11 protein-coding genes and 2 pseudogenes are annotated in these 14375 nt (G+C 40.3%); 6 read left to right on the forward strand and 7 right to left on the reverse strand.

The annotated features are described in order from the left end of the window. Positions 1–29: 29 nt before the first annotated feature. Positions 30–416, reverse strand: a pseudogene (locus HR060_RS18675) (IS3 family transposase); the annotation flags it as partial. A 257-nt stretch (positions 417–673) separates the two neighbouring features. Here HR060_RS18675 and HR060_RS18680 point away from each other — a divergent pair. Together HR060_RS18680 and HR060_RS18685 are read left to right on the forward strand one after the other, a co-directional pair. Then, positions 674–3988, forward strand: a complete 3315-nt coding sequence (locus HR060_RS18680) for a two-component regulator propeller domain-containing protein (RefSeq protein ID WP_174201798.1) — start codon at positions 674–676, stop codon at positions 3986–3988. Between the two features lie 7 nt (positions 3989–3995). Continuing rightward, positions 3996–5456, forward strand: coding sequence for a GGDEF domain-containing response regulator (locus HR060_RS18685; protein WP_174201799.1), 1461 nt, complete (start codon positions 3996–3998; stop codon positions 5454–5456). Positions 5457–5462: 6 nt separating this feature from the next. Here the strand turns inward: HR060_RS18685 and HR060_RS18690 are convergent, their stop codons facing one another. From HR060_RS18690 to HR060_RS18715, 6 genes are all read right to left on the reverse strand, one after another. Further along, positions 5463–5801 carry a DUF3802 family protein gene (locus HR060_RS18690; RefSeq protein WP_174201800.1) on the reverse strand — a complete coding sequence of 113 codons (339 nt, stop codon included), beginning with the start codon at positions 5799–5801 and terminating at the stop codon, positions 5463–5465. A 117-nt stretch (positions 5802–5918) separates the two neighbouring features. Further along, positions 5919–6719, reverse strand: a complete 801-nt coding sequence (locus tag HR060_RS18695) for a DUF1338 domain-containing protein (protein WP_174201801.1) — start codon at positions 6717–6719, stop codon at positions 5919–5921. Between the two features lie 44 nt (positions 6720–6763). After that, positions 6764–8239: a succinylglutamate-semialdehyde dehydrogenase gene (astD, locus tag HR060_RS18700; protein WP_174201802.1), complete on the reverse strand. Its 1476-nt coding sequence runs from the start codon at positions 8237–8239 to the stop codon at positions 6764–6766. Between the two features lie 12 nt (positions 8240–8251). Then, positions 8252–9289, reverse strand: a complete 1038-nt coding sequence (astA, locus tag HR060_RS18705) for an arginine N-succinyltransferase (RefSeq protein ID WP_174201803.1) — start codon at positions 9287–9289, stop codon at positions 8252–8254. Between the two features lie 77 nt (positions 9290–9366). Continuing rightward, on the reverse strand, positions 9367–10581 hold the full coding sequence (locus HR060_RS18710) for an aspartate aminotransferase family protein (RefSeq protein ID WP_174201804.1): 1215 nt from the start codon (positions 10579–10581) through the stop codon (positions 9367–9369). A gap of 343 nt (positions 10582–10924) precedes the next feature. Continuing rightward, entirely contained in the window at positions 10925–11266 is a 342-nt protein-coding gene (locus HR060_RS18715) for an Hpt domain-containing protein (protein WP_174201805.1), read from the reverse strand. Positions 11267–11540: 274 nt separating this feature from the next. Between HR060_RS18715 and HR060_RS18720 the strand changes: the two genes are divergently transcribed. From HR060_RS18720 to HR060_RS18735, 4 genes and pseudogenes are all read left to right on the forward strand, one after another. After that, the gene (locus tag HR060_RS18720; RefSeq protein ID WP_174201806.1) at positions 11541–11960 is read left to right on the forward strand and encodes a DUF3010 family protein; all 420 of its coding nucleotides are present in this window, start codon (positions 11541–11543) and stop codon (positions 11958–11960) included. Between the two features lie 234 nt (positions 11961–12194). Further along, on the forward strand, positions 12195–13157 hold the full coding sequence (cysK, locus tag HR060_RS18725) for a cysteine synthase A (RefSeq protein ID WP_174201807.1): 963 nt from the start codon (positions 12195–12197) through the stop codon (positions 13155–13157). A gap of 209 nt (positions 13158–13366) precedes the next feature. Beyond that, on the forward strand, positions 13367–13846 hold the full coding sequence (locus HR060_RS18730) for a nuclear transport factor 2 family protein (protein ID WP_174201808.1): 480 nt from the start codon (positions 13367–13369) through the stop codon (positions 13844–13846). Positions 13847–13950: 104 nt separating this feature from the next. Further along, positions 13951–14375: pseudogene (locus HR060_RS18735) on the forward strand (IS3 family transposase); the annotation flags it as partial.

The following is a 14375-nucleotide window of genomic DNA, read 5'->3' on the forward strand; positions in this document are numbered from 1 at the left end:
ACAAGCTCTACTGACAGATAGCTTGGTTATGTTTTTTTCTTCAATAACGCGTTGCGTTGCTTTTTTGTGATACGTACTCCGAAATCTTTATCAAGTACATCGACTATCGTTTCAAAGAATTGTGCTTTTATCTTGGTATCTTCTAACTCTTTTTCGAGGGCTTTGATTTTTTGCTCAGGTGTTAAGTCATTGGGTTTAGACATAAGGGGAAGCTCATTCATATGATTGGGAGTACCTTTACTCCAATCTAGTTGACCATATCGGCGAAGCCAAGTTAAAACGGTTGAAGCACCTTGAATACCGTAGTGGTCTTGCGCTTGTTTGTAAGTACATTCGCCTTTTTCTACTTTATCAACGACGGATAATTTAAAGGCAAGTGAATAATCTTTTTGTGTACGCTTAGTTATTGGTTTCATTATCTTCTCCAAATTGAAGTTGGAAAAGTGTCAACCTTATTCAGGACGGGTCAATCACATCCCAAAAGGCCACAGAAGTGGCCTTTTTTATCTCCAACTTTTCACCCGCTCAAACTTCTGTGCTAGGCACAACACACCCATCACTTTATTATTAACGCTAAAGCTAAAACTGGATTTAACTTCTATACTTTCTCCTGAGATTCGATTTATTGACGCGTTTTGACGCCAAACACTCGATTAATCAGAGCGAGTATCCGATGCGGTTTAGCGGTTTTTCCCTATTATTTTGGTTCTTTTGTGCTTCGCTCTTTGCACAAGAGGTACATTTCAGACAAATAGATCAACAACAAGGCTTAGCCAGTAATATCGTCTACAGTGTGATGCAAGACGATAAAGGCTTTATGTGGTTTGGCTCTTCTGAAGGTTTAAATCGTTACGATGGTCAGAAAATTAAAGTTTATCGCCATCAAATAGACAAAACAGACTCTATTAGCCACGATTTGATATCTGAAATCTACAAAGATTCTCAAGGACGTTTATGGTTAGCAACCGTAGGTGGCGGTGTTAATTTATACCACCATCACATGGATAACTTCAGCCGCATCAAACACAACCCTGTTGATGATAAAACCTTAAGTAGTAATTTTGTTTATGCCATTATCGAAGATAAAAGTGGTGCCATTTGGTTTAGTACTTACGCCGGTTTAGATAAATATGACCCTAATACTGGGGAAATAACCCACCATATCAAATACGAAAATTCCAATATAGTTCATTCATACAGTGGTATGGTCATCGATAAACAAAATCGCTTATGGGTCGCTAGCTTTTCCAATGGCATTTTTGTGTACGACATACATAAAGACCAACTTATAGAACATTTTTCGGTAGATAACCAACTTAAAGGAAATAAGACAACACATGCTAGCATTATCAATGATGAAGTATGGATCTCATCTTTCGACAATGGCATCTATGTTATCGACCCGATTAGCTTTTCGATAACCCAACTCACCACTGATAACTCCAGTCTGCCGACTAACTTTATTACGTTTAGCGAGCAAGATTCCACAGGGACAATTTGGATAGGCTCTGAAAATTCAGGTCTTATCAAATTCTCGAAAGAGCAAGGTTTCAGCAGCAAATATATTTACGATAAATCGCTTTCAACGAGCTTCTCCAGCCATGAAGCGATATGCTTTTTCGAAGATGATGCAGGCACACTTTGGTTTGGTAGCTATCAAGGTGGAGTAAACTTTTTCCATAAACAAAAAGAAACCAGTTTTACCAACTTAAATACCGACAACTCAAATATACAAAAAAACTCGGTTATCCCAATTGCTCAAGATCACGAAGGCAATATCTGGTTTGGCACAGATGGTGGAGGCATTAATCGCTACACCCCTAAAACCAAATCAGTAAAAACCTACCTCAACATCCCTAATCAAGTCCAATCTATCAGCAGTAATATTATTTTATCTATCATGCCAGAGCAGTCAGGCAATATTTGGTTGGGTACCTACAGAAACGGTATAAATTACTACAACAAAAAAGCTAACGCATTTGAGAACAATGTATTCCCAGTATTAGCCAACAGCAATATATGGAATATTTACCAAGATAATCAGGGCTTTATATGGATATCATCTGATGATGGCTTATTTGGTTTTGATGCCAAGACACAAAAGCTACAAGGCCCTTGGTTAGGTGAGCAATCCATTAGAGCCATTTATCAAGACAGTGATGGGGTTATTTGGTTTGGTACTTTTGATGGCCTTTATACCATTACAAAACATGGCAATGACTTTCTAACGGAAAGAATATTTGGAAACGATATATTCAGTCATCAGCACATAGGTTCAGGCGGTGTCGTTGATATCTATGAAGACAGCCAAAAGCGCCTATGGGTAGCTAACTTTGGTGGCGGATTAAACCTCGTTGATAGAGAAAAACGTCATGTAACCCACATTAGAGAGAGAGATGGTTTATCGAGTAATACCGTCGTCGGCATTACTGAAGATAACAATGGGTATTTGTGGGTGAGCACCTCTACAGGACTTAATCGCTACCATCACGACACGGGCGGAATAAAGGTTTACGACAAAACGAATGGCTTATCTGCGGATTACTTTAACCTCAATGGCCGATTACACGCACAAGATGGGCGAATTTATTTAGGGAGTACAGATGGTTTAATCTTTTTCGATCCACTGAAAATAAAAATTAATGAAAAACTCCCACCAATTGTTTTAACTGACTTTAAAATTTTCAACCAAAGCGTACCTATTTCACAAAATGCGTCCACACTGAATAGGCAAATAGCTTATGCAGATAAAGTAGTACTCAATCATGAGCAAAGTGTGTTCAGTTTTGAATTTTCAGCCCTAAATTACTTGCATTCATCATTGAATCAATACGCCTATCGCCTTGTCGGTTTTGACCAAGACTGGGTTTATATTGGCTCCAAACACGAAGCCGTTTACACCAACTTAGACCCTGGCGATTACCTATTTCAGGTAAAAGGCAGTAATAACGACGGGGTTTGGAATGAACAAGGTATATCGCTGCCAGTTAAGATAAAACCGGCTTGGTGGGGGACATGGTGGTTTAGAACATTAGCAATTAGCTCTGTTTTGCTGCTCAGCTATGGCTACTACCGCTCGCGAATGAGTTTAATTCAAGAGCAGCAAAAACAACTTAGCCATCAAGTAAAACAGCGAACTGAAGAACTAGAGAAACAAAAGCAATCGTTAGAATCAACGCTGAGTAATTTAAAACAAACCCAGCAGCAATTAGTTCACGCAGAAAAAATGGCTGGGCTCGGTACCTTAACAGCCGGTATTGCTCATGAAATCAATAACCCAGCAAACTTTGCAAGTGGTGGCGTACAGATTTTAAAGAATGAACTAAACGCATTTGAAGATTTTTTACTTGAGCTGGCTGGCGATGAAGCCGATCAAGACATTGTCGATTCAATAAAAAAACAAATTGCTGATTTACAGCATCACTTAAATACCGTCAATCAAGGTACTGATCGAATCAGTAACATAGTCAAAGATTTAAGAACCTTTACGCGCTCAAGCCAAACCAAAAAAGAAACCGTTGCTATCGGTGAACACCTACAAACGACAATTAATTTAGTCAGAACGCAATATGCCGATATTGCAGATATTCAGCTACAACTGGCATCTGATCCTATAATTAATTGTCATCCAGCAGAATTAAACCAAGTGTTTATGAACTTAATCGTTAATGCTTGCCAAGCGATTGCTGAAAAACAAAAGCAAAGTGAAGCCAATTTTAAAGGCCAGCTTTTAATTAATAGCTATATTCAAGGTGAAAAATTAAATATCGAATTTCAAGATAATGGTATCGGAATGAGTGAAGACGTCATAGCAAGAATTTATGAGCCTTTTTTCACGACCAAGTCAGTCGGGGATGGCACTGGATTAGGGTTATCTATCACATTTAAAATTATCGACAATCATCAAGGTCAACTCGCTGTCACCTCACAACCCAACAAAGGAAGCTGCTTTACACTGAGTTTACCAATAATGACGATGAACCCATGAGCACAATATGAGTTTTTTTAAAAAGAGTCAGTTAGAAAAAATTCAACAAGCATCCGTTTCACTGGATAAGCGGTTTACCGTTTTTTTAGTTGATGATGAACCAGCTAATTTAGAGGTCATGTCTAATATTTTATCTCCATATTACGAGATAATATCGGCCGCTAATGGTCAAGAGGCCTTGGATAAATTAACGCAATTCGAAGAGCCCGAAAAACTCGCCTGCATTGTATCCGACCAAAGAATGCCCAAAATGACAGGGGTAGAACTATTTAAAGAAATAAAAGGTTTATTGCCCGATACCCCAAGAACGATAGTGACAGGTTACATCGATTTAGATGCCATTGTCGACTCAGTCAACACTGCTAACATATATAAATTCATCATTAAACCATTTGATTTCAAAGACTTTTTACAGACAATTCACGCTGCGGTTGAAAGCTTTGAAATGAAGTTAAAGCTAAAAAGTTACCAAACGGATTTAGAACAAGAAGTTGAAGCACGCACTCAAGAAATTGGTGAAGTAAATCAATCCTTGATTGAAAGTATCAGCCAGCTAGAAGAAACGTATGCCGATGTACTCACCCTTAATAAACTGGCCGATATTTTACAAAATACCGACAATGAGCACCAAGCTCTGACTGATACAGCAAGGTTGTGCTACCAAATATTTCCACTCAGCCATGGGGCTATTTTCTTATTTGATAAAGCTGATTCACTAATTAAAAAAGCCCACTGGGGGTCAAATGAATCTATTTGGCCCAAAGAGCTCAACGATGAAGCCTTGTTACTCGATGCGCCAGGGATATCTGTTCCACTGACTCATCAGAGCCGGATATTGGGGTTTATTGTCGTCAATAATACAGAAACTCACCACCATAGCTTGGATTTTAAAAAACCCATGCTCGATTCATTATCTAGGCAGCTCAGCTCAGGGTTAGCAAATATTCAGCTGAGACAAGATTTAATCCAGCAGGCTATTATAGACCCTCTGACACAGGTTTATAATCGCCAACATATGTCTGATGCCATTGATAAAGAGTTGGCGCGTGCTGAACGGGATAAAAGCTCAATTGCATTCATTATGATTGATGTCGATCACTTTAAACCGATCAACGATACTTTCGGTCATGGTGTAGGTGATATTGTCTTGGCTGAGATAGCTGATAGGTTGAAGCGAAATTGTCGATTAGGCGATACGATATGCCGTTACGGTGGTGAAGAGTTTATTGTTATTTTACCAAAAGCTAACCTTGAGCAAGCAATGAGAAAAGGCGAAGAACTCAGAGCTTGTGTAGCAAATGATAAAATAATTAAAGGGATCAAAGCCCCATTAGCTGTTTCTATTTCGCTGGGTATTTCAACTTATCCAAATAATGGTCGAACTAAAGAAGTGCTACTCAGTGCAGCAGATAAGGCGCTTTATTTAGCAAAAGACAGTGGCCGCAATACATTAATTGCAGCCAGTTAAAGCAAATTATTTTATAAAGAAAGAATCAAATAGGTTTTTTATTAAGCCAGAGTACTCGACAATAAAAGCTTCTTGTTGTGGAGATGCTTTTTGTTCAAGACGACGTGCCAGAAATTCTTCAAGGTCAGTCACGATAGAATCAACTTCACGCACCACATCCATACGCGTATCTGAATCGAGCTCGTCATGCTGACCAAAAAAGTTAATCATCTCTTCGGTAATGTGTTCTTCGACGAGATCTCTTAGCGTCTTGTCTAACGTGGAGTCGCTTGACTGTTCAAACATATCTAAATTTTCCGTGAAGTAGGAAATTAACTCTATGTATGCTTGTGACTCAGTAACCATCAAAAAACCTCAAATATCTATCAAACTAAGATTCAGTATGGTTGGCCTATGGCGTATTTGCAAAGCCACTGAATCATTATCAGGCAGAATAAACACTAAGCGACTTTTGTGTAACTTTTATGTTTGATCTGTACTCTGAAAGATTTTATCGGCAGATGCTTCAACAAATCCAGTGTATAGCTGACCTTTTTTATTTCTAAAACGTTGCGCAAACTCGTAAAAACAACCCGGTATGGCCATAGTTTTATCAGCAAAATGCACATCAACTACGTCTGCTAATGTTGATGATTGAGCGAGCATCACATCTGCTCCGCCTTTAATTTCACCGCCGGCTTTATTTAATGCAAAACCCGCTTGTTTCAATTCGTCATTGACCTCACTGAGCTGCTCAAAAGCGGTTAAATGATTGACAGAAACTGTAAAATGATTAGCTCTAAAACCATGAGCTAATAGCCAAGCGGCATACTCAGACTCTTGACTGGCAAGTTGATATTCCTCTGTCGATAAATCCCATGCTCGGCCTGAATAAAGAAAGCTATCTTGTTGAGTCAATGCTGAATCAAGCTTAGCTAATTTACCTTTAATCAAAGTTTGCAGCTGTGGTGAGACTTGCTCAACCAATAACTCACTGATGAACACTTTGGGCTGAAGTGGATCAGGGTGCTCAAAATGACGCGCATATAATTTCTTCGTTTTGAAGTGATATTCACCTTTAGCTTGATAGCCTAAATGTAAAAAATGCGCAGCCAGTGTATCTAAGCCGATTGGCGACAAGTTAAAGGTACGCAAAGCGATATGGTCGTTAACGATCGCCTCATTCTTTGAAGCCAACAGAGCATGAATTTTTTCTGCACTCGGCGCATGTTGACAAAAATCTTGCCATAACCCTGTAAATAAAGCATCGACACTATTATGCATTTTCTTACCTTCTAACAGCCTTTGTTTAATGATTCCTGGGTGGACTACAGCGTCACACCCGGCGTTAATGCTTCTGGAACGGCCAATTGCTCAGCCTCAACTGAGGCCACAGGATATGCACAGTAATCGGCAGCATAAAATGCGCTTGGCTTGTGATTACCACTTAATCCCACACCACCAAATGGCGCAGCACCACTGGCCCCTGTAATAGGTTTATTCCAATTGACAATACCCGCGCGAATACGACTGTAGAACAATTGCCATTTCGCTGGGTCATCACTCAATAGGCCTGCTGATAAACCATAACGGGTATCGTTAGCTTGAGTAATTGCGTTGTCAAAACCTTGATAACGAATCACTTTTAGTAATGGACCAAAGTCTTCTTCATCAGGTAAAGATTCAATATTAGTGACATCAATAATGCCTGGACTCAGTAAACCAGTACCCGCTTCTAATTGAACCACCTCGGTTAATACTTCAGCTCCTTGTGCAATTAACTCATTTTGCGCATCTATGATCTTAAGAGCTGCGGCTTCAGATATTAACGACCCCATGAAAGGCTGCTGCTCGGCATCATAATGAGCCACTTTTATTGCCTTTGTCGCTTCGACTAAAGCGGTTAAGAGTGTATCACCTGCATCGCCTTGAGGAATAAACAAACGACGAGCACAAGTACAGCGCTGACCGGCAGAAATAAACGCCGATTGGATAATGGCATAAACAGCAGCAGGAATATCCGTTACTTCATCGACGACAAGCGGGTTATTCCCTCCCATCTCTAATGCTAAAATTTTCTCCGGAGAATGAGCAAACTGCTGATGTAAAATACTTCCGGTTTGAGAGCTACCCGTGAAAAACAAACCATCAATCAACTTGTGACTAGCCAGTGCTTTACCAGTTTCAACTTCACCTTGGACAAGGTTAATAACACCCTTTGGCAAACCGGCCTGTTGCCAAACTTTAACCATAAACTCAGCCGTTTTAGGTGTTAGTTCACTAGGTTTAAGCACAATACAATTACCCGCTAATAACGCAGGTACAATATGACCATTTGGTAAATGAGCAGGGAAGTTATAAGGGCCAAAAACAGCAACCACACCATGAGGCTTGTGGCGAGTAATCGCTTTAGCGCCAGGCATTGGATTCTCGATAATCCCCGTACGCTGATGATAAGCAGAAATGGATAACTTCACTTTGCCTACAACAGCTGCCGCTTCTGTTTTTGTTTCCCAGATAGGTTTACCAGTCTCTTGTGCTATTAATAAGGCTAATTCGTCTTTGCACTGGGCCATAAGCTCAGCATATTGCTCAACCAAAGCTAAGCGCACTTCAAAATCAGTTTGCCCCCAACTCTCAAATGCACCTCTAGCAGCACTGACCGCAGAGTCAACTTGTTCAGGTGTCGCACTATTACCTGCCCAAATAGCTTGTTGTTTACAAGGGTCGATTGATTCAAAACAATGCCCCTGACCAGATAGCCACTGGCCATCAATAAATAAATTAGAATGCTTAGATGACATATTGCCTCCAAATTAAGCAAGTTTGAGTGCGCGAACCGTATCGGCTGATTTCACTTTCAAAGCGGTCGCTTGCTCTTGGGTCATTGAAATAGTTTTAGCAATAGCGTCAATTTCGCTATAAACCACCAAACCACGAAAATCTTCTAAATGGGTGTTAACAACTAAATAAGGAACAGCTTCAACTTGCTCTGACACTTGACTGGTGTCGTTGAGCTCAACGCTTACCTTTTGACTGTTTTTAACACTCTTTATCTCTTCTAATTTGGCTTCCACTGTGGGGCCTGCATCAAAAATATCGACATAGCCTCGCCATTCAAAGCCTTCTTGTTCAAGCAAGGCTAGCGCGGGTTTTGTCTTTTCGTGAACCTTGCCAATAACCGCTTGCGCATCATTGGATAACAAGTTGACGTAAATTGGATACTTGGGCATTAACTCAGCGATAAACTGCTTGTTGCCGATCCCCGTTAAGTAATCAGCGGTCGGAAAATCCATAGAGAAGAAATGATTGTCTAACCAACGCCAAAATGGGGAGACCCCATCATCATCAGATACGCCTCGCATTTCAGCAAATACTTGCTGACTAAAGCGCTTGATGTGCTCAGCCATAAATAAGAAGCGAACTTTAGAGAGCGCCCGGCCGTTTAAGCCATCGCGGTAATCTGGGCTTAAATACAAGGTGCAAATTTCAGTGCCCCCTGTGTAGTCATTACAAAGTGTCAGTACATCTGCCGTGTTGTAAATCTTTAACTCTCGTGAAGAGTGAACGACTTTACTCAAACGGTAATGATAAAACGCATCGTCTAACCCAACGGCTGCTTCTATACCGCAAGTACCAACGATTTTCTGTTGTTCAGTATCTTCGAGAACAAATAAATAAGCCTGATCGCCAGGTGCACCTACGTCTGCCTCAATTGATTGGCATGAACGTTTAATTTTATTCTCAAGTAACTCCCGATTGGCGGGTAAAGAGGTGAAGCCATGACCTGAGTCATGTGCAATTACAAGTAAGTTGTCTAAATCTTGTTTCTGTATTGGTCGAATCAATAACATACAAACTACCTTGAGCTTGCACCGGCCCGACCAGCATTAAAAAAAGGCTGCGCAAAGACGCGCAGCCTTTCAATAAATTAAGCCGAAACCACTTGAGCAATTGCTTGCTCAAAGCGTGCTAAGCCTTGTTTGATATCGTCTTCGCTTACCACTAATGACGGCGCAAAACGCAATACATTAGGTCCAGCGACTAAAATCATTAACCCCTGCTCTACTGCTGCTGCAATAAAGTCACGTGCTTTACCGTGATATTCAGGTGTTAAAACACAGCCCAGTAACAAGCCCTTACCACGAACTTGTTCAAAAATGCCGTATTTTTCGTTAATGCGCTCAAGCTCTGCTCTGAACAATGCTTCTTTGTGAGCTACTCCACCTAACACTTCTTCAGTGTTTACGATGTCGAGTACCTTTTCAGCAATTGAGCAAGCTAATGGGTTACCGCCATACGTGCTGCCGTGGGTACCAAAGCCTAAGCTTTTACCAACAGCGGTTGTTGTTAACATGGCACCGATTGGGAAGCCACCACCTAACGATTTAGCAGACGTTAAAATGTCAGGTGTTACGCCGTATGCTTGATAAGCAAACAAGTGACCTGTACGGCCAAAACCTGTTTGTACTTCATCAAAAACGAGTAACGCATTGTGCTTGTCACATAATGCTCGTACGCCTTTTAAGAAGTCTTCATCAGCAGGTAAAACACCGCCTTCGCCTTGTAATGGTTCAATCATTACTGCGCAGGTTTTATCAGAGATGAGCGCTTCTAAAGAAGCTAGGTTGTTAAATTCAGCGTGTTCAATTGCGCCTGGTTTAGGACCAAAGCCATCTGAATATGCTGGTTGGCCACCAACAGTTACAGTGAAAAACGTACGGCCGTGGAAGCCCTGCTTGAACGAAATAATTTGGTCTTTATCAGCACCGAAATTATCAACGGCCCATCTTCTTGCTAACTTAAGTGCAGCTTCATTAGCTTCCGCACCTGAGTTACAAAAATAAACGCGTTCAGCAAAACAAGCGTCTGTTAATTTTGTCGCTAACGATAAAGCGGGCTCATTAGTCCAAATATTACTAACGTGCCAAAGCTTTTGACCTTGTTCAGTTAGCGTTTTCACTAATTCAGGATGACAATGACCAAGGCAGTTCACGGCAATACCGCCGGCGAAATCAATATATTCTTTGCCTTGTTGATCCCAAACGCGTGACCCTTCACCTCGCACAGGCACCATAGCTGCAGGTGCATAGTTAGGCATCATTACTTGATCAAAAGTGTCGCGTGTAAGATTTGCTTGTGTCATTAGTTCTTGTCTCCAAACAAGGTTATTAAATTGGTCAACTGCATTATGCCAAAGCATAACCTGCTTTGTTTTAATTAAATGCAATTTTTTGCCAAAAATCAGCTAAATCGCAAAAATAGTCGGTAAACGGGTATTTATGCAGATTTAAAACCTTTAAACGCATACAGGTCACCGGTTAAAAGCATAATTAACGGATTTTGAACAGAGCGCCAGATAAAGCGTAAACTTAAAGAAACAGCGTAAACAGGCCGTTATAGGTGGATTTTCAGTCTGTCATCAAAAGAAAAGACTGAAGCGGTAACCAAACCGCTCCAGTACAGAAGGAGAAACGAGGGATAAAGGTTTAGATCACCAGGCCAGTGCGATACATCTCTTGCATGATGGCATTTAGCTCGGTTTGAATCTCTGGCATAGTGCCATCATCATTGAGCTCACCATGTTCAATGGCGTGCTTTTCTTGTTGAATAATCTTGGCGCTTAACTCAGTAAAACCTAAATAACCTATGCTACCTTTTAAACGATGTAATAAATCCACAAGGTTCTGTTTATCATCACCTTGCGCTGCATTGTGTATATCCGTCAACACTTCAGGAATGTACTCACAAAAGACGGTTGCCACTTCTTTTGCCGCAGCCGTGTCGTCTTCGAACATCTCCCAGAAAGTTGCAAGTAAGTTGCTAGCCATTTAAATCTCCACAAATAGTATTTTGAACACAGCAGTTCAATCACTTAAGCCGACGCTAAGTCTAGGTTGGAAAGTACACAAAGGCATAACGCTGTTACACTCTGGAAACTTAATACTAAAAACGGCATTGGCTTTGTTGATTTGGACAAAACAAAAAGGCTGAAGTTGTCAGCTTTATATAATTTTACAAACCCAAGTAAAAAGTAAAATTAATTACGCGCTTAGCCTATAAGTACGTATAATTGTCGAAAGTGAAGATAGTTAGGAAATACTAATGAGAATTTGTGGCGTTGAGCTAAAAAACAATGAAGCCGTAATTGCAGTCTTGTCTCATAACCAAGGCTTATTTGATATCCACAATACCCGTGTACCTAAAATTGCGTTTACGGATCAGGAATCAGAAGAAGGTTTAAAAGAGTTTCAATTTGCCTTCGAAAAATTAATGGCTGACTATCAAATCGAAAAAGTTGTCATACTTGCTCGTCCATTAAAAGGCAAATTTGCAGGCCCAGGAGCAACGTTCAAAATGGAAGCCGCCCTGCAGCTTTCAGAAAAGTTAGATGTTGCACTGATAAAACCAAGTGACATCAAAGAAAAAATGAAACGCAACCCGCTGCCTATCGCTTTCAAAGCAACAGGGCTTAAACCTATGCAAGAACAAGCCTTTAACACGGTTTACGCATACTTGAACTAACCCGCTTTGACAGAACAAGTGTTTGCCCAGTGCAAACACTTGTCAGATTCAGCAACGACCTCTAATCTGAAAACTCACCTGTTTATTACGCTGTACAGAACCCCTGTAAACATTTAACAGGTTTTAGCATTTGTTATAACAAATTAGCACTTCTGTTTATGACAGATGGGTTTAAGCTAAATCGAATCTAAAAAATATTTTTCCATTCAACATAAAAAAGGAATGAGGCTAACAATGACTGTATACGCAGATAACTCATTAGCTATCGGTAATACACCTCTAGTTAAATTAAACAAAGTAACTGGTGGTAATGTTTTTGCAAAAATCGAATCACGTAACCCAAGCTATAGCGTAAAGTGCCGTATCGGTGCTAACATGATCTGGGAAGCTGAAAAACAAGGCATCTTATCTGAAGGTAAAGAGTTAATTGAACCGACTTCAGGTAACACAGGTATCGCTTTAGCTTTCGTAGCAGCGGCACGTGGTTACAAGTTAACATTGACTATGCCTGAGACGATGAGTTTAGAGCGTCGTAAGTTATTAAAAGCATTAGGTGCAAACCTTGTTTTAACTGAAGGCCCTAAAGGCATGGGTGGCGCAATTGCTAAAGCAAAAGAAATTGCTGAATCAGATGACAAATACGTGTTATTACAGCAATTCGAAAACCCTGCTAACCCAGAGATCCACGTTAAAACGACAGGCCCTGAAATCTTTGATTCAATGGAAGGTAAAGTAGATATCTTCATCGCAGGTGTCGGTACAGGTGGTACAATCACAGGTGTGAGCCGTTACCTTAAAAATGACAAAGGTTTGGACTTACAATCTGTTGCTGTTGAGCCGACAGACTCTCCTGTTATCTCACAAGCAAAAGCAGGTGAAGACTTAACGCCAGGTCCACACAAAATCCAAGGTATCGGTGCTGGTTTCATCCCAGGCAACCTAGATTTAGATTTAGTTGACTCAGTTGAAAAAGTGGGTAACGACGAAGCAATCGAAATGGCTCACCGCTTAATGAAAGAAGAAGGTATCTTAGCGGGTATTTCTTCTGGTGCAGCAGTTGTTGCAGCCAAGCGTTTAGCAGAATTACCAGAGAACAAAGATAAGAACATTGTGGTTATCTTGCCAAGCTCAGCAGAGCGTTACTTGTCTAGCCCGTTATTCGCTGGCTTCTTCTCTGAAGACGAGTTAGAACAGTAATAATTCGCTTGAATTAATTGTTAAAAAGCCGAGTATTCACTCGGCTTTTTTGTTTTCAACCTTCTAAAAAATAATGAAAAATCAATAACTAACAATTTCTTCCATTCCTACTATAATTTTTACTTATTTGTAACGATTTGTTGTTACGGCCTTTACATATTTCTGCTTTAAGAACAGAATCGAAGAGTACTCTTAGTAAGGAAATCGATATGCGATTGTCATCTAGTAAACTGCTTTCGTTCACTTGGCTAAAGCCAGTGTTTGTTTTATACATCTGCATTCTCGCCTTAAGTGCATGCGGTAAATCAGAGACAGAAAAGGCTCAAGAAGATGGCCCATATGAAGTCGCATTTGCATTCTTTGATGCTTTGTACAATCAAAAAAATTTAGATCAAGCATTAAAATACACCACACCAAGAACCGCACGCATAATGCAACATTACAAAACATCGAAAGCGGTACAACGTCATATCCTCAATATGAAGTACGATGAGGTTAATATAGTGGTAAACAAAGATACCCGCAGTGGCTCAGTAAGATTAGACAGCGCAACTAAAGCCAATGTAGATGTGATGTTTGATGGTACATATGATGGCCGAGTACTAAGAGATATGAAGACGGTTGAAATGGTCAAACAAAAAGGGGTTTGGAAAGTTGATGAAATAAAGGCTGACCCTTACGCCAACTAAAAAATACTCAAAATAAAAAAGCCTGCTAGTTGCAGGCTTTTTTATTGTCAGTGACCCGTCCTGAATAAGGTTGACACTTTTCCAACTTAAATTTGGAGAAGATAATGAAACCAATAACTAAGCGTACACAAAAAGATTATTCACTTGCCTTTAAATTATCCGTCGTTGATAAAGTAGAAAAAGGCGAATGTACTTACAAACAAGCGCAAGACCACTACGGTATTCAAGGTGCTTCAACCGTTTTAACTTGGCTTCGCCGATATGGTCAACTAGATTGGAGTAAAGGTACACCCAATCATATGAATGAGCTTCCCCTTATGTCTAAACCCAATGATTTAACACCCGAGCAAAAAATCAAAGCCCTCGAAAAAGAGCTAGAAGATACCAAGATAAAAGCACAATTCTTTGAAACGATAGTCGATGTACTTGATAAAGATTTCGGGGTACGTATTACAAAAAAGCAACGCAACGCGTTATTGAAGAAAAAAACATAACCAAGCTATCTGTCAGTAGAGCTTGTCGTTATCTC

The sequence above is a fragment of the Marinifaba aquimaris genome, from assembly GCF_013328345.1.
In the GTDB taxonomy this organism is placed as follows: domain Bacteria; phylum Pseudomonadota; class Gammaproteobacteria; order Enterobacterales; family Alteromonadaceae; genus Marinifaba; species Marinifaba aquimaris.

Bases quoted from the DNA above. Each gene is read 5' to 3' on its own strand.
- HR060_RS18680 (WP_174201798.1), top strand. From the start codon at position 674: ATGCGGTTTAGCGGTTTTTCCCTATTATTTTGGTTCTTTTGTGCTTCG.
- HR060_RS18685 (WP_174201799.1), top strand. From the start codon at position 3,996: ATGAGTTTTTTTAAAAAGAGTCAGTTAGAAAAAATTCAACAAGCATCC.
- HR060_RS18690 (WP_174201800.1), bottom strand. From the start codon at position 5,801: ATGGTTACTGAGTCACAAGCATACATAGAGTTAATTTCCTACTTCACG.
- HR060_RS18695 (WP_174201801.1), bottom strand. From the start codon at position 6,719: ATGCATAATAGTGTCGATGCTTTATTTACAGGGTTATGGCAAGATTTT.
- astD (WP_174201802.1), bottom strand. From the start codon at position 8,239: ATGTCATCTAAGCATTCTAATTTATTTATTGATGGCCAGTGGCTATCT.
- astA (WP_174201803.1), bottom strand. From the start codon at position 9,289: ATGTTATTGATTCGACCAATACAGAAACAAGATTTAGACAACTTACTT.
- HR060_RS18710 (WP_174201804.1), bottom strand. From the start codon at position 10,581: ATGACACAAGCAAATCTTACACGCGACACTTTTGATCAAGTAATGATG.
- HR060_RS18715 (WP_174201805.1), bottom strand. From the start codon at position 11,266: ATGGCTAGCAACTTACTTGCAACTTTCTGGGAGATGTTCGAAGACGAC.
- HR060_RS18720 (WP_174201806.1), top strand. From the start codon at position 11,541: ATGAGAATTTGTGGCGTTGAGCTAAAAAACAATGAAGCCGTAATTGCA.
- cysK (WP_174201807.1), top strand. From the start codon at position 12,195: ATGACTGTATACGCAGATAACTCATTAGCTATCGGTAATACACCTCTA.
- HR060_RS18730 (WP_174201808.1), top strand. From the start codon at position 13,367: ATGCGATTGTCATCTAGTAAACTGCTTTCGTTCACTTGGCTAAAGCCA.